We start from the raw sequence: 18,137 nt of genomic DNA on the forward strand, positions 1-18,137 counted from the left end.
TGGCCGTGGATCTTGCTTCACCCCGTCGCCTTAAAGCGAGCCGAGCACCGCAGTCACGCGTGGCCGAAGCGGCGCCCTTGTTTGAGCGTAGCGAGTTTGGGCGCCGTGCCGCGCGTGGCGAGGAGCGCAGGGGACCGGTGCGGCCTTATCGCACCGGATCGCGCCAGGCGACAGCGGTTTGGTGACTTTTGCCAAGACAAACGTCACTCGGGCCGCAGGCGCGAAAGCTCTGCACTTGCCGTGCTGGGCACTTGCCCTGCTCTGCACATGCACTGCCTGGCACCGGCCATGCGAGGCACTAATCAAACAACCCCGCCTGCCTAGGCGCAGGTGCCAATTGCGCCCGCAACCGCACAGGATCATCCAAGCGTTGACGCGGATGATGATCCAGCACACTCACAAACGGCAGCAACTTCTTCATTGGCACGCGCAGCCGTGCCAGATCCCCAACCCGCAAGCGCGCATGCCGCCGCGACAACAACAGACGCTCCACGTTGCGCGTGCCCAGGCCCGGTACGCGCAGCAGCATTTCGCGCGGTGCCGCATTCAGATCCACCGGAAACCGCTCGGGATTGCGCAATGCCCAGGCCAGCTTGGGGTCCACGTCCAGGTCGAGCATGCCGCTGGACTGCGCCGGCGCAATGTCTTCCACGCTGAACTCGTAGAAACGCAGCAACCAGTCGGCCTGGTACAGCCGGTGCTCGCGCTGCAGGGGCGGCGCCTGCAACGGCAGCTTGGACGAGGCGTCCGGGATGGGGCTGAAGGCCGAGTAATACACCCGGCGCATGCGGTAATTGCCGTAGAGGTTGTGGCTGGTGTCCAGAATGCTGCGGTCGTTGGCATTGTCGGCGCCGACGATCATCTGCGTGCTCTGCCCGGCCGGTGCAAAGCGTGGCGGCTTGGCGCGGCGCACCGTTCGGCCTTGCGTTCGAGCTGGTTCTCTTCGATGCGCCAGCGCAACTCGCCCATCGCCGAGCGAATGCCGCCCACGCTTTTTTCCGGCGCCAGCAGCGTCAGGCCCTGTTCGGTGGGCAACTCCACATTGATGCTCAAGCGATCGGCATAGCGTCCGGCCGCTGCCAGCAACTCCGGGGCCGCATCCGGGATGGTCTTGAGATGGATGTAACCGGCGAAATGGTGCACCTCGCGCAGCTGCCGCGCCACTTCCACCAGTTGCTCCATGGTGTAGTCGGAGTTGCGGATGATGCCGCTGGAGAGAAACAAGCCTTCGATGTAGTTGCGCTTGTAGAAATCCAGCGTGAGCGTGACCACTTCCTCCGGCGTGAAGCGCGCACGGCGCACATTGCTGGACACGCGATTGACGCAGTACGCGCAGTCGAAGATGCAAAAATTGGTCAGCAGGATCTTCAACAGCGACACGCATCTGCCATCGGGCGTGTACGAGTGGCAGATGCCCATGCCCTCGGTGCTGCCGATGCCGCCGGTGCCCAGCGAGTTGCGCTTGTTGGCGCCACTGGAAGCACAGGAGGCATCGTATTTGGCGGCGTCGGCGAGGACGGCGAGCTTGTCGAGGATTTTCACGCGGGCAGCATGCAGCGGTGGCGTCTCAGCCTATGAGACTCGCATGCACCCGATCGTGAATGCTTCAGAGCGCTGCGGGTTGGCGCGATCCGGCGCTCGCAACTGCATGCGTCCCCGCCCTTGCCGACCGTGCGATTGCACCATCCCGATCGGCATTGCAGCACTTGGCGCAAACATGCCGATGCGCCCACGTCCGCACCCCGGCGCTATGCCGCGATCGGCTCCGCCGCCGCTGCAGGGCCGTCGAAGCGATACAGATCCATGGCCATCAAACCCGCATCGATGCCGGCGTCGATGCGCTGCGCACCAAGCCGGTCATCGCCGGCCGCCCCCATCGCCACGTACAGCGGCAGCCAGTGCTCGTCGCTGGGATGCGCGCGTGCGGCATACGGCGCCTGGCGGCGGTAGTCCAGCAGCGCGGGGATGTCGTTGTCCAGCAGCTTGCGTTCGGTCCATTCGATGAAGGGCCGCACGTACGGCGCTTGCCGCTCGGCGCTGTAGCCGTGGCGCAAGTCGTGCAGGTTATGGGTGATGCTGCCTGAGCCAACCACCAGCACGCCGTCATCGCGCAATGGCGCCAGCGCACGCCCCACCGCGAACTGGTGCGCCGGTCCCAGCTCGGGCTGGATCGATAGCGACACCACCGGGATGTCGGCGTCCGGATACAGCAGGCGCAGCGGCACCCAGACGCCGTGATCGAATCCGCGCTGCGGGTCCAGCTGCGGATGCAGGCCGGCCTGCTCCAGCCGGCGCACGATCTGCTGCGCCAATGCCGGCTCGCCGGGCGCCGGATAGTCCAGCGCATACAACGGCGCCGGGAAGCCGCCAAAGTCGTGAATGGTCGGCGGCCGCAGCGCACCGCTGACCAGCGGGCGACGGCCCAGCCAGTGCGCGCTCGCCACCACGATGGCACGCGGCCGCGGCAACGCGTGCCGCAGGTCGGCCAGGCGCTCGCCGACCTGCCCCGGCTGCAGCGCAGTCATCGGCGAGCCGTGCGAGATGTACAGGGAAGGCAAGCGGGTCATGGACAGCTCCTTGATCGATGAAAACAGCATCAGCGCGACGGCCTCATGGCGAATGCGCCTGGTCGGGCAAGGCCCGGGCGATCACCGACTCCGCCCATGACGCCAGGTCCCCGGTCGCCGCCCGGGTTTCGGGCGCCAGCCACGGTGACAAGCGTGTCTGTCGGCGGCGGCAAGCCCACAAGCGCCAGGCAGCGGGCGCAAGCCGGCCGGAGCGCACGCCATCACGCGGTCATGCCAGGCACCGCAAATGCCCACGCTGATGCAGACAGGCGTGCCGATGGGGGCGCGAAAATGCAAGGCCAGCCGTCATGGCGGACTCCAGTAGGCACCACACCAGTCTATTCGTTACAGAATTCTGATAAATACAGTTACTTCAGATAAATTATTTCACTTAAGGTAACAATCGGACCTCCATGGATACCCTCGATGCGATGCGCGTGTTCGCCGCGGTGGCCGAGCGCAGCGGCTTCAGCGCCGCCGCCGATGCATTGGACCGCTCCACTGCCAGCGTCACCCGCCAGATCGCCGCGCTTGAACAGCGGCTCGGCACCCGCCTGCTCAACCGCACCACCCGCCGGGTCAGCCTGACCAGTGCCGGCAGCGCCTACTACCAGCGCTGCCTGCAGCTGCTGGCCGATCTGGACGACCTGGAGGCCACCATCGGCGCGCAAGCGCTGGAGCCGGCTGGCGTGCTGCGGGTGAACGCGCCGGTGAGCTATGGCATCGAGCGCCTGGGCGCATTGCTGCCGGGCTTTCGTGCACGCTACCCGCAGGTGGAACTGGACCTGTCGCTGTCCGACCGCCTGGTGGACATGGTCGAAGAAGGCTTCGACGTCGCCATCCGCATCACCCGCCAGCCGGCGCCGATGTTGATCGCCCGGCAGTTGGGCAAGGTCCGCATCCTGGCATGTGCATCGCCGGCCTATCTGGCGCGTGCCGGAACACCCCGGCACCCATCCGATCTGGCCGGCCACGAATGCCTGCTCTACCACTACTCCCCCAGCGGCGACGAGGTGCGCTTTCAGGGCCCGGAGGGCGATATCGACGTGCGCCTGCGCGGCGGCCTGCGCGCCAACAACGGGCATGTGCTGAACGCTGCCGCGCTGGCCGGGCAAGGCATCGTGATGCAGCCGGATTTCCTGGCCGAGCCGCACCTCGCCGCAGGGCGGCTGGTGCGCATCCTTCCGGACTACGCACTGGACGAAATCGGCATCTTTGCGGTGTACACCAGCCGCAGCCACCTGGCACCGAAGGTGCGCAGCTTCATCGATTACCTGATCGAATGCATGGCCGAGCCCGGACCTGGTTGAGCCAGCGGCGACGCCAAGAAACAGGTCGCTGATCCGGCACGTGAGCCAATGCGGCCGGGATGCGGGATCGGGGAACTGGGCGCGCAAGCACGCGACATTTCGACAAACGCATCCCGGTTCACCCGCGGCGGCAAACGACCGCGGCAACAGTTCGTCCCGTGCGTGGTCATTCTGCTGTCGCGACCGGTGTGCGCACAATCCGGCTCCCCGTTCAACAGGAGTGCCCATGAGCAAGATCGCCATCGTGTATTTCAGCGGCTACGGCCACACCGTCAAGCAGGCCGAAGCCGTGCACGCGGGCGCGGCCAGCGTTGGTGAGGCCACGCTGTACCGCATCGATCAGGACGGCAACCTGCCCGACGACGCGTGGGATGCCATCAGTGCCGCCGACGCCATCATCTACGGCAGCCCCACCTACATGGGCGGCCCGGCGTGGCAGTTCAAGAAATTTGCCGATGCCAGCTCCAAGCCGTGGTTTGCGCAGGCCTGGAAGGACAAGGTCGCTGCCGGCTTCACCAATTCAGCATCGGCCAACGGCAACAAGGCCACCACCATCCAGTACTTGTGGACGCTGTCGCAACAGCATGGCCAGATCTGGGTCGGCACCGGGCTGCCGCCGGCCAACACCAAGGCGCATGGGCCGCAGGACGTGAACTGGACTGGCGGCTGGGGCGGTGCACTGGCGATCTCGCCATCGGACGCGTCGCCGGACGAAGCGCCGCGTCGCGGCGACCTGGAAACGGCCAAGCTGTTCGGCAAGCGCGTGGCCGAAGTGGCCGCCAAGCTCAAGGGCTGATTGCACGCCGCGCCGGCCCGCGCAGATCGCAGCATGGCCTGCCGATCTGCGCGGGCCGTGCGTTAGCGCGTGGGCCACATCGCGCTAACGCCTTTCACGCCATTGTCTCCCGACCTTTTGCTGCACGGAGTCCCCCCATGCAAACCCGCACGCTTGGCCGTTCCGGCCCCACCGTTTCGGCCCTGGGCCTTGGCTGCATGGGGATGAGCGCGTTCTATGGCGACCGCAGCGACGAGGCCGCCTCGATCGCGGTGATCCACCGCGCGCTCGATCGTGGCATCAGCTTGCTCGACACCGCCGACATGTACGGCCCGCACACCAATGAAGTGCTGGTCGGCAAGGCGATTGCCTCGCGCCGGCATGAAGTGTTTCTGGCCACCAAATTCGGCATCAAGCTCGACCCCAACGACCCGTCGGTGCGCGGCATCGATGGCAGCCCGGCGTATGTGCAGTCCGCGTGCGAAGCCAGCCTGCGTCGGCTGGGCGTGGAGCATATCGACCTGTACTACCAACACCGCGTCGACCCCAACGTGCCGATCGAAGACACCGTAGGCGCGATGGCGCGCCTGGTCGAACAGGGCAAGGTGCGCTTTCTCGGTTTATCGGAAGCGGCCGCAGCCACCATTCGCCGTGCGCACGCGGTGCACCCCATCACTGCAGTGCAGACCGAATATTCGCTGTGGTCGCGCGAGCCGGAAGACAACGGCGTATTCGCCGCGGTGCGCGAACTCGGCATCGGGTTCGTGCCGTACTCGCCGCTCGGGCGCGGTTTTTTGACCGGCGCGTTTTCGTCGCCGGACGATTTCGATGCCGACGATTACCGCCGCCATTCGCCGCGTTTTCAAGGCGAAAACTTCACCCGCAACTTGCAACTGGTGGAGCAGGTCAAGACCATTGCTGCCGACAAGGGCATCACACCGGGGCAACTGGCACTGGCCTGGGTGCTGGCGCAAGGCCAGGACCTGGTTCCGATCCCGGGCACCAAGCGGTTGGCCTATCTGGAAGAAAACATCGCTGCGCTGGATGTGGCCCTGATGCCGGACGAACTGGCCCGCATCGATGCCATCTTCCCGCCGCAGGCTGCGGCTGGCACGCGCTACCCGGAAGCAATGATGGGCGCGGTCAACCGCTGAGCCGTGCTGCGTGGCCTAGGTTGGCTGACACGCAGCGGCGGCTGCCAGGTGGCTGCGGACGGCGCACTTGGAACCGGCGTGTACGAACGTGGCACATGCCGATTCTGGGCACGGCCGCGCCCGCATGGCGGTGAGCGCAATCGCCTTGCGGTATGCCGCGGGTCCTCGCAGCGCACCGCCAGCGCTGCGGCACTGCGTTGGCGCCGGTGGAGCTTGCCGCGCGCCACTGCTGCCATCCAACTGTCACACCGCAATCGATAGATGCGTGTGTGTTTCGCAGCGCTCGTCGATCGCGCGTACTGGATGCTGACCGCCCCTGCTCACACTCCCGCTTCGCAGCCCCTTGCACACTGGCTGCAGTTCACACGCCTATTGCCCCATGCTGTCCTTCGTGATTCCCGCCCATGACGAGGCTGCCCTGATCGGCGACACGCTGCAGTGCCTGCATGCCTGCGCGCAGGCCATGCAGCTGGACTATGAAGTGATCGTGGTGGCCGATGCCTGCGAAGACGCCACGGCAGCCATCGCACGCAGCCATGGCGCGCAGGTGCTGGAGGTGCAGTTGCGCCACATCGCCGCCACGCGTAATGCCGGCGCACAGGCCGCACGAGGCGAGCGCCTGTTGTTTCTGGATGCCGACACACTGATCAACCCGCACGTCGTTGGCGCAGCACTGGCTGCGCTCGATGCCGGCGCGGTAGGCGGTGGGGCGCAGGTGCATCTGCAGGGCAAGCGGGTGTGGTCCGAGCGCATGGCGCAGGCGGTGTTTGGCTGGTTTTTCCGTGTTTCCGGCATTGCGCCCGGGTGCTTTCTGTTTTGTACACGGGTGGCCTTCGTCAGTGCAGGGGGCTTCAACACGCGCTACTACGCCGGTGAAGACGTGGCACTGAGCCGCGCCCTGGCGCGCTGCGGACGCTTTGTGATCTTGCGCCAGACCGTGCACACCTCCGACCGCAAGCTGCGCAGCTTTTCCAAGCGCGAGCACCTGAGCCTGCTGTTGCGGTTTCTGTGGCGCGGGCGGCGCATGCTGCAGACCCGCGACGCGCTCGGCTTCTGGTATCAGCGCCGGCGCTGAACCGAGCGTGTCCGCATCACCACGATCCGCAGCGGAGCCTACGCTGGAACCGGCACCCGGCACTGCAGGCCACTACACTGTGCTGTCCGTTTTGGTTATACGAGCTGCGCCGCATGGCTTCTTTGCATCGCCCCGTCCTCATCGCCGCCATGTCTGCCGCGCTGTTGACCACCGCCGCATGCCACCGCGATGGCGCGACACCGGTCGCGAGCACGCACCCCGCGCCGCCCCCTAGCAAGCCCAAGCTCGGCGATTTCGGCTTCGATGCGGCCGGTATGGATCGCAGCGTGGCGCCGGGCGACGACTTCTTCGATTACGCCAGCGGCAACTGGGTCAAGCGCACGCAGATCCCGGAAGATCGCGCCAGCTTCAACAGTTTCGTTTCCATCGCCATCGAGACCGAGCGGCATAGTCGCGACATCATCGAAGGCGCTGCCGCCAACGACCGCGTCACCGGTGAAGACAAGCAGATCGGCGACTACTACGCCGCCTACATGGACGAAGCCAGCATCGAGGCCAAGGGCGTGCGCCCGGTGCAACCGGAACTGGAAGCGATCGCCCAGCTCGACGACAAGCAGGCCCTGGCGCGCACCTTGGGCGGCCAGCTGCGTGCCGATGTCGATCTGCTCAACGCCACCAATTTCCATACCGACCGGCTGTTCGGCCTGTGGGTGTCGCAGGACCTGCATCATCCGGGCCGCTACGTGCCCTATCTGGTGCAAGGCGGCCTGGGCATGCCCGAGCGCAGTTTCTACCTGGACGGCGGGCGTATGGCGCAGCTGCGCGAAGCCTACCGCGCGCACATCGTCACCTTGCTGGAGCTGGCCGGCATCGACGATGCGCCCGCCAGGGCCGAGCGCATCCTGGCGCTTGAAATCGCCATGGCACGCGTGCACGCGACTCCCGAGCAGACCAACAACGTGCAGGCCGGCGCCAATGCCTGGAAGCAGTCCGATTTCGCGCGCAATGCGCCCGGCCTGGACTGGGCGGTGTTCTTCGAGGCAGCCGGCCTCAACGCACAACAGGATTTCATCGTATGGCAGCCGCGCGCGGTGAGCGGGTTGTCGGCGTTGGTGCAGTCCGAGCCGCTGCAGACCTGGAAGGATTACCTGAGCTTCCGCGCGCTGGATCGCGCCTCGCCCTACCTGTCCAAGGCCTTCGCCGACGAGCGCTTCGCGTTTTACGGCACCACGCTGGAAGGTACCCCGCAGCAGCGCCAGCGCTGGAAACGCGGCATCGACGCGACCAACGCCGCATTGGGCGAAGCGGTCGGCAAGCGCTACGTGCAGAAGTACGTCAGCGCGCAGACCAAGACGCGTGCCGAAGAGATGGTGAAGAACATCATCACCGCGTTCGGCAAACGCATCGACGCACTGGAGTGGATGAGCGCCGAAACCAAACAGCATGCCAAGGCGAAAATCGCCAGCCTGACGGTGGCGGTCGGCTATCCGGACACCTGGCGCGACTACAGCGGGCTGGACGTGCGCCGCGATGATGCGCTTGGCAACGTGCAACGCGCCGAGGTCTTCGAATACCGCCGCAACCTGGCCAAGCTGGGCAAGGCGGTCGATCATCGCGAGTGGTACATGCTGCCGCAGGAGGTCAACGCGCTGAACGTACCACTGGAAAACCGCCTGATCTTCCCGGCGGCGATCCTGCAACCGCCGTTCTTCGATCCCGCCGCCGACGATGCGGTGAACTATGGCGCGATCGGCGCGGTGATCGGCCACGAGATCAGCCACAGCTTCGACAACATGGGCGCGCTGTTCGACGAACACGGCGAGCTGCATAACTGGTGGACACCGCAAGACCTGAAAAAATTCGAGAGCGCCGGCAACGCCTTGGCCACGCAGTTCAGCGCCTACCAACCGTTCGACGACTTGTCGGTCAACGGCAAGCTGACGCTGGGCGAAAACATCGCCGACGTTGCAGGCCTGGCCACTGCATACGACGCCTACCAGCTGTCGCTGCAGGGCAAGCAGCCCCGGACCCTGGACGGTTTCAGCCCGGATCAGCGCTTTTTCCTGGGCTTTGCGCAGGCCTGGCGCGGCAAGTATCGCGATGCGGCACTGCGCAATGCGCTGCTCACCGATGTGCATGCACCTGGCCGCTTCCGCGCGCAAACCGTGCGTAACCTGGATGCCTGGTACCCGGCCTTCGATGTGACACAGGGTCAGCAGCTGTATCTGGCGCCGGAGCAGCGGGTCAGGATCTGGTAGGTGCTGGTCGAGGTCGATGCAGCGCCAATGGAGCTGGTGTCTGCGGCATTGTTTGTCGTGGCGCGCGGCAGTGCCATGCCGGGGGATGGCGAAGTGCGTGAGTACCCACGTCGTGGCTGCCGTCGAAAAAACGGCACGACCAGCGATTGCCTATCGCGCCACCAGCGCACCTCAGAACACCCGCTCCGCCCGGCCCACCGCCGTTACACGCTGTCAGGCCACTCCAGCAACATCGCCGGCGGCAATTGCATGCGCCTGCATGCGCGCGCAGAAAGTCCGTCGCGCAAGGCCGTGCGGAACAGCGGCGACAGGCTGCGCAGCAACCGTGCCGATGCGCGCGCCTGCGCGCGTTGGGTGGTGGTGCGGCCAAGCATGTCGCTGGCCCAGCCGGGCAACAAGGCCGTGCCGGCGCCGAGAAATACCCCGCGCGACAGGCCCGCGGCGGGCACCGGCAGCTGGATGCTGGTAAGGATGTCGAGCACCTCGCGCGAGCGCGCGTCCATGCGTAACTCTCCCAGGACCGATGCGAAATACGCATCCACCTGCGCCTCGCTGGCCGGCACATCGGCTGCGCCCAACGCCTCGGCCACGCGTCGCGCTTCGTCGTAGTAGCGGTCGGCGATGGCAGCAGGCACCTGGCGGCAATAACGCCGGCATCCCTGCAAGGACCCATAGGCCTCGGTCACATGCACCCAGGTGAGCAACTGCGGGTCGTTGGCCTCGTAAGGCACACCGTCGGCAGTGTGGCCGCGAATCTGCGAGTGGATCTTGCGCACGCGCGCAATCAGCTGTTCGGCTTCCGCGGCTGGCGCGTAGGTGGTGCCGGCGACGAAGTTGGTGGTGCGCCGCAGCCGCCCGATCAAATCGGTGCGGAAGTTGGAATGGTCGTAGACCCCGGCCAGCGCGCGCGGATGCAATAACTGCAACATCAATGCGCACAGGCCGCCGGACAGCATGCCCGGAAATTCGGAGTGGATGCGCCAGGTGATGCTGTCGGGCCCGAAGATGCCGGGATCGCCCAGCGGCTGATCGTATTCGATGGTGCTCTGACCACGCGGAAACGCGTCGAGCACCCAGCGGTGGATCTGTTTGGCGGCGGGGGCAGTGAGAGTGCGCAGGACGGCTGACATGCGGCAATGATACGCAGCCCATCTGCAACGCCAGGTCAGCGTAGCGCTGACCGGCATCCGTTCGGCACGTCAGCGCGGCGGTGGCGACCAGATGCTGACGGGCATCGTGACCGCGAAGCCGGAAGAACGCGACCTGGCATCTGGGTGGGGTACTGACCATCCGGGCGATCAGGCCCGCTGAGCTTTCTACCAACGGGCCCGGCGTCGCCGAACGTCCTACCCTTCCAGCATGTCCGGCAAGCCAGCTTGCCTGTCCTTGGAACCCGGCAATTGCCGCAGCGCCGAGTGTGCAGTGCAGCAAGATCGAAGGCGCCGCGCAGGCACGCGGCGGCGGCATGACCGCAAATCCGCCTGAATTCAGCAATTTGTGCGCGTCCGCGCAAAATTGCGCGGCCAGCGATTCGTTTGAGGCATTGCCATGCACAGCGAAAGTGCTAGAACTAAGGCCGTCCGTCGACGCACTGCTTCGCCAGCACGTTGAGGACGCTCCAGGGCACCGGCCGCGGCCAGTGCAGCAAGTCGTTCGTACCAGCCATCCGTCAGGAGCTTGTCATGATCGCTTTGTTCCAGGGTTTAGGCCTGCTATTGCAGGACAACGCACTCCATCGGCTCCCCTTCGACGAGCAGGTGGCTCACTGGCGCGACAAGACCGACGCGCAGCTCGACGAAGAGCTCTCGCTGCTCAAGGTGGCCAAAAAGCAGTGGGTGATCGCCTCGATCATCGGCTGGCAGGCGATCTCGCTGATATTGTTGGGCGTGATCACGCACCAGCTGTGGCAGAACGACTACCACCTGACCTTCAGCCGGGTGGTGATCATCTTCACCTCGTGGGCGTCGATCCTGTTCGTGATGTGGTACATCGCCGACCTGTTCGACCACAGCGCCGGTTTCGAACGCTGGCTACGCGCCTTCAACAGCCGCGCGCGGGTGACGCCGGACGCCGACTCGGTCGAATGCGTTGCCGACGCGCTGGACATGACGCGCCGCTACCCGGAGGTGCTGCGCTACAAGCAGGAGGTCACGTCCAAGCGCGAGTTGCGCCACGAAGACATCGTCAACATGCGCGAAATGGGCCGGCTACGCCGCTATACCGAACTGCTGCGCGACCTCGACCGCTTCGATGGCGCGCCACGGCTGGTGGTCAATTCCTGACCAGGCCCAGCGTGGCGATGCAGCGACGTGTTGACCGAGAAACACGCTACCTGCAGCAATGATTCGGCTGCAAACAGGAACGGCCGGTGCGCACTGCGCCGGCCGTTCTTGTTTATTCCCAGCGGTGACCGCCAGCCGGTTGCCGGGAGTCGGCGCCGGCTAGCGCCTGTGAGCATTCACGCCTGCGCAACCGCCTTCTCCACCGAGGGAGTCCGCCAGCCGCTGCGCACGCCCCAGACGTAGAACACCGCGCCCACGACTGCGACCAAGACCAGATCGGTGCCGTAGCTGAGGTAGCCATGGCCACCGAAATCGGTGCTGCCGGCCCACGAGACCAGTGCGATGGTGGGCAGGTAGCAGATCATCCAGGCCGCACCCTTGAGGTTGCGGCGCAGATCCGGCCAGCCTTGCTTGGCCTGGTAATAGCAGTACACCGGCAGCGCCACGACCATCAGCAGGATGATCTCGCCGGTCAGCGGCCAGCGTGCCCAATACAGCAGTTCGGTGGCCATCACGAAGGCCACGCCGGCCAGCACCGGCAGTGCGGCGATGCGCAGCGGGCGGTGCAGTTCCGGCGCGTGCCGGCGTAGCGCCATCGCGCTGATCGGGCCGGTGAGGTAGGAAATGATGGTGGCCACCGAGATCACGGCCGCCAGCGTGCCCCAGCCGCGGAAGAAGAACAGGAACACGAACGACACGGCCAGGTTGAAGAACATCGCCATGCGCGGCACGCCCCAGACCGGGTGCAGCTTGCCCAGCACGGCAGGCATGGTGCCGTTCTTTTCCATGCCGTAAACCATGCGTGCAGTGGTCGCGGTATAGGTGATGCCGGTGCCGCTGGGGCTGACGAACGCATCGATGTAGAGCAGCATCGCCAGCCAATGCAGGTTGACGATGATGGCCAGCTCGGCGAACGGCGAGCGGAAATCGATACCGTGCCAGCCGGCCTTGGCCAGCAGATCCGGCGGCACGGCGCCGATGTAGGCCACCTGCAGGATCACGTACACCACCGTGGCCAGCGCGATCGAACCCAGCACCGCGAACGGAATGCTGCGGCCGGGGTTACGCGCTTCGCCGGCCAGATTCACCGGGCTCTGGAAGCCGTTGAAGCTGAAGACGATGCCGGCGGTGGCCACCGCCGTGAGCACCGCAGCCAGGTCGAGCACATGCGAATCGCCGTGGATGCCGACGCTGAAGTTCTCGCTGTGGAAGCCGCTGGCGATCAGCGCCACGCCAGTGGCGGCAGGCACCACCAGCTTGAACACGGTGATCAGCGTATTGGAGCGTGCGAACAGCTTGACGCTCCAGAAATTCAGAAAGAAATACACCAGCACCAGCACCGCGGAAATCAGCAGACCGGGCACCGAGAGCTCGCCTGCGCCACCAGGCGCCTGCACATACAAGCCCTGCGCCCAGGCCCATGGCCAGGACGCCATGTACTGCACCGAGGCCTCGGCCTCGACCGGGATCACCGAGACGATGGCGATCCAGTTGGCCCAGCCGGCAATGAAACCCACCAGCGAGCCGTGCGAATAGTGGCTGTAGCGCACCATGCCGCCGGACTCTGGGAACATGGCGCCCAGCTCGGCATACGACAGCGCGATGGTGGTGATGATCGCCGCGCCCAGCACCCAGGCCCAGATCGCGCCGGGGCCGGCCAGGCCGGCCGCGCGCCAGGCGCCGAACAGCCAACCAGAGCCAATGATCGAGCCCAGGCCGGTGAGCATGAGGGCGAAAGGGCCAACGTCGCGGCGTAGCGAGTGTTCGGACATGAGGAGCCTGGCAGTGAGGACGCCGTGAACCGGCAACAAGCCGGTAATGATCGCAGAAGCGACCGCTTGCCGTCAGTGCGTATTCAGGCATGACCGGATTGTCGCTACCGACATCCTGCCGATCCGGCAGTGCGCAGCCGATCCACGCACGCCAGTGCTCGTTATCTGCAGCAGCGACCAGCAGTGCCTGCACAGCCGCCAGGCTGGCGCCGCCGGTGCCCGGAACCCGCAGGCACCCCGCGATGGGCACTAAGGCTTCTGCGCGTGGCCTATGCACACGCACGCACGCCCCACCACAGCTCGGTGCGTGCGTGTGCCTTCCTCAGCCGTGGCAATCGGCCTGCGGTGCGGTGGTCTCCACGCAGGTGTGCGCCTGGCCGGGAACGCCGCGCACTTCGCGCACTTGCCCTGGCACCAGCGCAAAGCTGTCCAAGGTCTTGCGGGCACACGTCGGTGTGCTTGCGCCATCGCCGCTGCCGCGCGCGCCGCACTGCTCCTCAAAGATCAGGTAGTAGCAATGGCCGGTATCGCTGGCCAGGCAATGCACGCTGGTACTGCTCGCGGTGATCAGCGTCTTGCTGAAGATCACATCGTGGCCATCGCGGGTGGCACGGGTGATCGAGGTGGTGCCATTGCGTTCATGGCAGCCGGCCAGGGCAAGCAGGCAATACACCAGGGAGGCGATCAGGCGCATGGAGACAGTCCTTTCAGTCGATGCAAACGGGGGAATCAAAGCAGGCTGCAGCGCGTCAGGCAGCGGTTGTCGGTCATCGGAACGCTGTGGCACTCACGCGCATACGTAGGTTCCACGCGCGCTGTCCGCATCCATCCGGGACTGCGCGCGATGTCTTGCAGTCGCACTTACATGCCGCGGAACAGGCTCATGAACGGCTGGCTGACGGTCAGCGTTTCGCTGCGGCCGCGCAGCGCCAGCCGGCCCTTGCCGGTGTCCTCGCGCACCACCGAGGCAACTGCCTTCATGTTGACGATGGTCGAGCGGTGGATCTGTTTGAACACCTGCGGGTCCAGCACATCCAGCAGTTCGCGCAATGGCGTGCGCAACACCGCGTCGCCGGCCGCAGTCATCACCGTGGTGTACTTCTGATCGGCCTGGAAATACGCCACCTCGTCCAGCGCGATCAAGCGCGTCTCGCGCCCGCTGCTGGCGGTCAGCCAGGCGAGCGGCGGCGTGTGGCTGGCAGCGGCCGGGCGCGCGGACAGACGCTGCAGCAAAGCCTCCAGCAGCGCGCCATCCGGCTGGCCGGCAGTAGCGCGTTGTTGCACGCGCTGCCAGGTGGCCTGCAGCCGCTCGCGGCCGATGGGCTTGAGCAGGTAATCCACTGCGCCGTGTTCGAACGCATCGATGGCGTACTGGTCGTAGGCGGTGACGAACACCACCTGGCTGCGCGGGCTGACCTCGCGCATCGCACGCGCCACCTCGATGCCGGTGAGGCCGGGCATGCGGATATCCAGAAACACCACCTCCGGCTGCTGCGCGGCGATGGTCTCCAGCGCGCTTGCACCGTCCTCGCAGTCGCCCACGATCTGCAACTGCGGGCACACCTCGCCCAGCAGCGTCAGCAACGACTGCCGCAGCAAGGCCTCGTCTTCGGCCACCACGGCGCGCAGCGCGCTCATGCCCGCACCTGTGCGGCGTGTGCCGCCTGCGCGCCCGCAACGGGCAACGGCGGCGGCGGCGGTGGCGCGGCACCCAACTGCGTCGGCAGCGGCAGGCTCAAGGTGGCCGCCACCCCGCTGGGGAAGTTGGACACGATGGCAAAGCTCGCCTTGTCGGCATAAATCAGCTTCAGCCGCTCGCGCAGGTTCTTCAAGCCGATGCCGGTACCGTGGCTGTGCGTGTTGAAGCCCTGGCCGTCGTCGGCCACGGTGAGCGTGACATGGTCATCGTGGCGACGCGCCAGGATCCACACGGTGCCGCCACCGGGCTTGGCTTCCAGCCCGTGCTTGATGGCGTTTTCCACCAAGGTCTGCAACATCATCGACGGTAGCGGCAGCGCACGCAGTTCGTAGGGCACTTCCACCTGCAGGGCCAGCCGCGTGCCCATGCGGATGCGCAGGATCTCCAGATACGCCTGGGTGCGTTCGAGTTCCTCGCCCAGGGTGGCGATGGCACCGTCGGCGCTGGGCAGCGAGCTGCGCAGGTACTGGATCAGATGGCCGATCATGATCTCGGCGCGCGGCGGGTCGGTGCGCGCCAGCACCTGCGCGCTGGCCAGCGTGTTGTAAAGAAAGTGGGGCTCGACCTGGGCGTGCAGCAGATTCAGGCGCGCCACGGCCAGTTCCTTTTCCATGACCGATTGCTCGGCGGCGGCCTGTTCGTCACGACGTTGCTCACCGACCCGGCGCACCACCGCGCGATTGATCGCCTCGGCGTTTTCGTAGTTGCTGCCTTCGTCCACCGCGAACAGATCCACCCAGGCGCCAGCGTCGGGCTCGCACAACACGGTGACGCTGCTGGTGCCCTGCCCTGGCGCGATCGTCGCCAGGATCTGGTTGTGGGTGATGGCAAAGCGCGCGAACAGGTTCCAGCGCGAGGGCTGGCGACCTGCGTACGGGTCGATGCGGCGCACCTTGGCGCGAATCAGCAGGCTGCCCGGCGCGCATTCGATGTCCTGCACACGCGGTAGCGCACGCACCGCCTCTTCCATCACCGCGAAGCTGGCCTGCACATCCAGCGGTACTTCGATCTGGCGGCGCTGGCGGGTGGACAAGGTGGTGTGGTCCAGCCGATCGGCGATCAGGCGCACGCGCCGCACATGGGTGACCGAACTCATCAACGCCAGCGTCAGCAAGACCATGCAGGCCAGCGCGAAGATCGGGCCGATGGAGCCGAACAACTGCGTCCACATGATCCCTGCCACCACCAACGCGGCGGCCCAGGCGAACACGATGCGCACGATCAGGAAGACACTGGCAGACACGGGTGGGCAGCTCGTTGGGATGGGACGGGAGCGAGCATAGCCGGCGCGCGCCACTGCGAAAGCCCCGGGCGACGAATGGCCGCCAGCGCGGCATCAAACGTCAGGATTGCGGTGCGAAACCCTGGTGCCGGGCCATGGCCGCGGCAGATGCGCGCGCTATGCTGGATGCACGCTTGCGCTGCGCATGCCGCGCTCGGTTGCTGCCACGCGGCAGACAGCATCTGAAGATGGCCTCGGCATGCCTCCGCGCAGGCGTGGCGAGCCGCATCATGGCGACCCCATCACCCACCACACCTTGTAAGGGAGTTGCATGCACCGTCGTCATTTTCTACGCAGCGCCGGTGTTGCGCTGGCGGCCGCCTCCACCGCGAGCTGGGCAGCAACGAACAAGGCGCTCGCCGTCCCGCCCGCCACCCAGCCGGTCACGCTGCCGGGTGGTCTGCCTGCGCCGTTCGCGGCTGCCCCGCCATTGGCGCCGATGCGCGCCTCGGTCGATCGCATCATCGCCATCAACGGGTGCACGCGTCCGTTCCGCGCGCAGGGGCCGCGGATCGAAGCCGAGCGCATCGGCCGCAAGACGGTGGTGCACAACTATGGACATGGCGGCAGCGGGTGGTCGCTCTCGTGGGGTGCCGCCGAACAGGCATTACGGTTGGTGCGTGCCGCCGACCCGCAGGCGCGCGTGCTGACGGTGATCGGCTGCGGCGCGATCGGCTTGACCACCGCCCTGGTGGCGCAACGCGCCGGCTTGCGTGTGCGCATCTACGCGCGCGAGCGCCTGCCGGATGTGCGCTCGTTCTATGCCACCGGCGTGTGGTCGCCGGATTCGCGCGTGTGCACCAGCGACCACGCCACTGCCGACTTCAAGAGGCGCTGGGAAGAAATGGCGCGCACGTCGTTTCGCCGCTACCAGACCTTGCTGGGCCTGCCCGGCGAGCCGATTGAATGGCGCGATGGCTACGTGCTCTCGGACGTGCCCTTCGATCAACCTGTCGCCTCTGCCGAAGCGCATGAGCCGGACTATCCGCCGCTGGAGCGCGAACTGCTCGATGATCTGGGCCCGCGCTCGCAGCCGGTGGCGCCCGGTGATCATCCATTTCCGGTGGCGTTCGTGCGCCGCTACAGCCAGCTCACCTTCAACCTCAGCGCGTATGCGCGCTTGTTGATGGATGACTTCCTGCAGGCAGGCGGCGAGCTCTACACGCGCGAGTTCGAGCATCCGCGCCAATTCGGCGATCTGCGCGAGAAGATCCTGATCAACGCCACCGGTTACGGGGCGCGCGCCTTGCTGGGCGACGACAGCGTGATTCCGGTGCGCGGGCAGACCGCACGCCTGATCCCGCAGCCGGAAGTCACCTATGGCCTGGTCTGGCGCGGCCACAATCTCAACGTCGTGCCGCGACGCGACGGGTTGTTGGTGCAGGCGCAAGGCGCACACGACTTCAATAACGCAGACGCCATGCCCGACCGCGCCGCAACGGAAGCGGCGGTGCGCGAACTGGCGCGGCTGTTTGCCACACGCTGAGCGACGCGAGCGCGGTGGTGGCCTGCGTGCATTGCAGAGCGCATCGGTGCTGGCAATGACATGCAAAGTCCTCTACCGGACGCCAGCATTGCAGGTGGTCGTGCCGAACCAGCAGTGCACTTGTTGGTCGTTGGAAGGTCGAGCCACGCCAAGCGCAGCGTCGACAACCATCAAGCACGCCTCAGGTCGGCATGGACGGCGCAGGCGAACCGCGGGGGACGCGCGACCGCACGGTCACCAGCCGCAGCCGCCAGGCAGTGCGCGCAGTTGTTCCATTCGCGCTTCACACGCTGCTCGGCACCGCCACGCTAACGATCTTCAAGCGAAGCCTGCAATGCACTGGCCAGCGCAGCGTCGCCGCTGACCAGTTCTTCCCAGCGCAAGGTCACGCCTTTGCGCCTGCCTTTCTCGACCAATTTCAAACCTTGCGGATCGATGATCAAGGTATATGCCTGATCACCGATCTGCAGTTCGCGACGTAAGGGTTTGTCCAGCGGCGTCATCGCACGGTCTCGC

At 66.1% G+C, this 18,137-nt stretch carries 14 protein-coding genes, 1 other RNA gene and 1 pseudogene; 7 read left to right on the forward strand and 9 right to left on the reverse strand.

Annotated features, from left to right (window positions below; translation table 11 throughout):
• Nucleotides 1-298 precede the first annotated feature (298 nt).
• A pseudogene (locus ACCQ15_RS18225) lies at nucleotides 299-1,542 on the reverse strand (putative DNA modification/repair radical SAM protein).
• Nucleotides 1,543-1,748: 206 nt separating this feature from the next.
• Entirely contained in the window at nucleotides 1,749-2,567 is an 819-nt protein-coding gene (locus tag ACCQ15_RS18230) for a DODA-type extradiol aromatic ring-opening family dioxygenase (protein WP_496561801.1), read from the reverse strand.
• A 413-nt stretch (nucleotides 2,568-2,980) separates the two neighbouring features.
• On the opposite strand from ACCQ15_RS18230, the gene ACCQ15_RS18235 reads away from it, so the two are divergent.
• From ACCQ15_RS18235 to ACCQ15_RS18245, 3 genes are all read left to right on the forward strand, one after another.
• Complete coding sequence (locus ACCQ15_RS18235) at nucleotides 2,981-3,877, forward strand: LysR family transcriptional regulator (protein WP_011348698.1); 897 nt, start codon at nucleotides 2,981-2,983, stop codon at nucleotides 3,875-3,877.
• Between the two features lie 226 nt (nucleotides 3,878-4,103).
• Complete coding sequence (locus ACCQ15_RS18240) at nucleotides 4,104-4,673, forward strand: flavodoxin family protein (protein ID WP_372380881.1); 570 nt, start codon at nucleotides 4,104-4,106, stop codon at nucleotides 4,671-4,673.
• A 137-nt stretch (nucleotides 4,674-4,810) separates the two neighbouring features.
• Complete coding sequence (locus tag ACCQ15_RS18245) at nucleotides 4,811-5,806, forward strand: aldo/keto reductase (protein WP_014091147.1); 996 nt, start codon at nucleotides 4,811-4,813, stop codon at nucleotides 5,804-5,806.
• A 22-nt stretch (nucleotides 5,807-5,828) separates the two neighbouring features.
• On the opposite strand, the gene ACCQ15_RS18250 is transcribed toward ACCQ15_RS18245, so the two are convergent.
• Nucleotides 5,829-5,903, reverse strand: a non-coding RNA gene (locus ACCQ15_RS18250) — sX9 sRNA.
• A gap of 282 nt (nucleotides 5,904-6,185) precedes the next feature.
• Between ACCQ15_RS18250 and ACCQ15_RS18255 the strand changes: the two genes are divergently transcribed.
• Both ACCQ15_RS18255 and ACCQ15_RS18260 read left to right on the forward strand, forming a co-directional pair.
• Complete coding sequence (locus ACCQ15_RS18255) at nucleotides 6,186-6,881, forward strand: glycosyltransferase (protein WP_008573318.1); 696 nt, start codon at nucleotides 6,186-6,188, stop codon at nucleotides 6,879-6,881.
• Nucleotides 6,882-7,030: 149 nt separating this feature from the next.
• Nucleotides 7,031-9,100, forward strand: a complete 2,070-nt coding sequence (locus tag ACCQ15_RS18260) for a M13 family metallopeptidase (protein WP_372381580.1) — start codon at nucleotides 7,031-7,033, stop codon at nucleotides 9,098-9,100.
• A 203-nt stretch (nucleotides 9,101-9,303) separates the two neighbouring features.
• On the opposite strand, the gene ACCQ15_RS18265 is transcribed toward ACCQ15_RS18260, so the two are convergent.
• Complete coding sequence (locus tag ACCQ15_RS18265; protein ID WP_372380882.1) at nucleotides 9,304-10,287, reverse strand: oxygenase MpaB family protein; 984 nt, start codon at nucleotides 10,285-10,287, stop codon at nucleotides 9,304-9,306.
• 420 nt (nucleotides 10,288-10,707) lie between these two features.
• Between ACCQ15_RS18265 and ACCQ15_RS18270 the strand changes: the two genes are divergently transcribed.
• Nucleotides 10,708-11,382 (forward strand): hypothetical protein, encoded by a 675-nt coding sequence (locus tag ACCQ15_RS18270; protein WP_008573315.1) that lies wholly within the window; start codon nucleotides 10,708-10,710, stop codon nucleotides 11,380-11,382.
• Nucleotides 11,383-11,558: 176 nt separating this feature from the next.
• On the opposite strand, the gene ACCQ15_RS18275 is transcribed toward ACCQ15_RS18270, so the two are convergent.
• From ACCQ15_RS18275 to ACCQ15_RS18290, 4 genes are all read right to left on the reverse strand, one after another.
• On the reverse strand, nucleotides 11,559-13,154 hold the full coding sequence (locus ACCQ15_RS18275) for an APC family permease (protein ID WP_218497250.1): 1,596 nt from the start codon (nucleotides 13,152-13,154) through the stop codon (nucleotides 11,559-11,561).
• A gap of 322 nt (nucleotides 13,155-13,476) precedes the next feature.
• A complete protein-coding gene (locus ACCQ15_RS18280; RefSeq protein ID WP_218502265.1) occupies nucleotides 13,477-13,848 on the reverse strand; it encodes a hypothetical protein in 372 nt (123 codons plus the stop codon).
• A 167-nt stretch (nucleotides 13,849-14,015) separates the two neighbouring features.
• Complete coding sequence (locus ACCQ15_RS18285; protein ID WP_372380883.1) at nucleotides 14,016-14,792, reverse strand: LytR/AlgR family response regulator transcription factor; 777 nt, start codon at nucleotides 14,790-14,792, stop codon at nucleotides 14,016-14,018.
• A complete protein-coding gene (locus tag ACCQ15_RS18290; RefSeq protein ID WP_029820374.1) occupies nucleotides 14,789-16,096 on the reverse strand; it encodes a sensor histidine kinase in 1,308 nt (435 codons plus the stop codon). The genes ACCQ15_RS18285 and ACCQ15_RS18290 overlap by 4 nt, the downstream gene beginning before the upstream one ends.
• 310 nt (nucleotides 16,097-16,406) lie before the next feature.
• Here ACCQ15_RS18290 and ACCQ15_RS18295 point away from each other — a divergent pair, with 310 nt between their 5' ends.
• Nucleotides 16,407-17,621, forward strand: coding sequence for an FAD-dependent oxidoreductase (locus tag ACCQ15_RS18295; protein ID WP_372380884.1), 1,215 nt, complete (start codon nucleotides 16,407-16,409; stop codon nucleotides 17,619-17,621).
• A 308-nt stretch (nucleotides 17,622-17,929) separates the two neighbouring features.
• Here the strand turns inward: ACCQ15_RS18295 and ACCQ15_RS18300 are convergent, their stop codons facing one another.
• On the reverse strand, nucleotides 17,930-18,124 hold the full coding sequence (locus ACCQ15_RS18300) for a hypothetical protein (RefSeq protein WP_008577726.1): 195 nt from the start codon (nucleotides 18,122-18,124) through the stop codon (nucleotides 17,930-17,932).
• Nucleotides 18,125-18,137 lie beyond the last annotated feature (13 nt).

The organism is Xanthomonas sp. NCPPB 1754, from assembly GCF_041475725.2.
Classification (GTDB): Bacteria; Pseudomonadota; Gammaproteobacteria; order Xanthomonadales; family Xanthomonadaceae; genus Xanthomonas; species Xanthomonas euvesicatoria.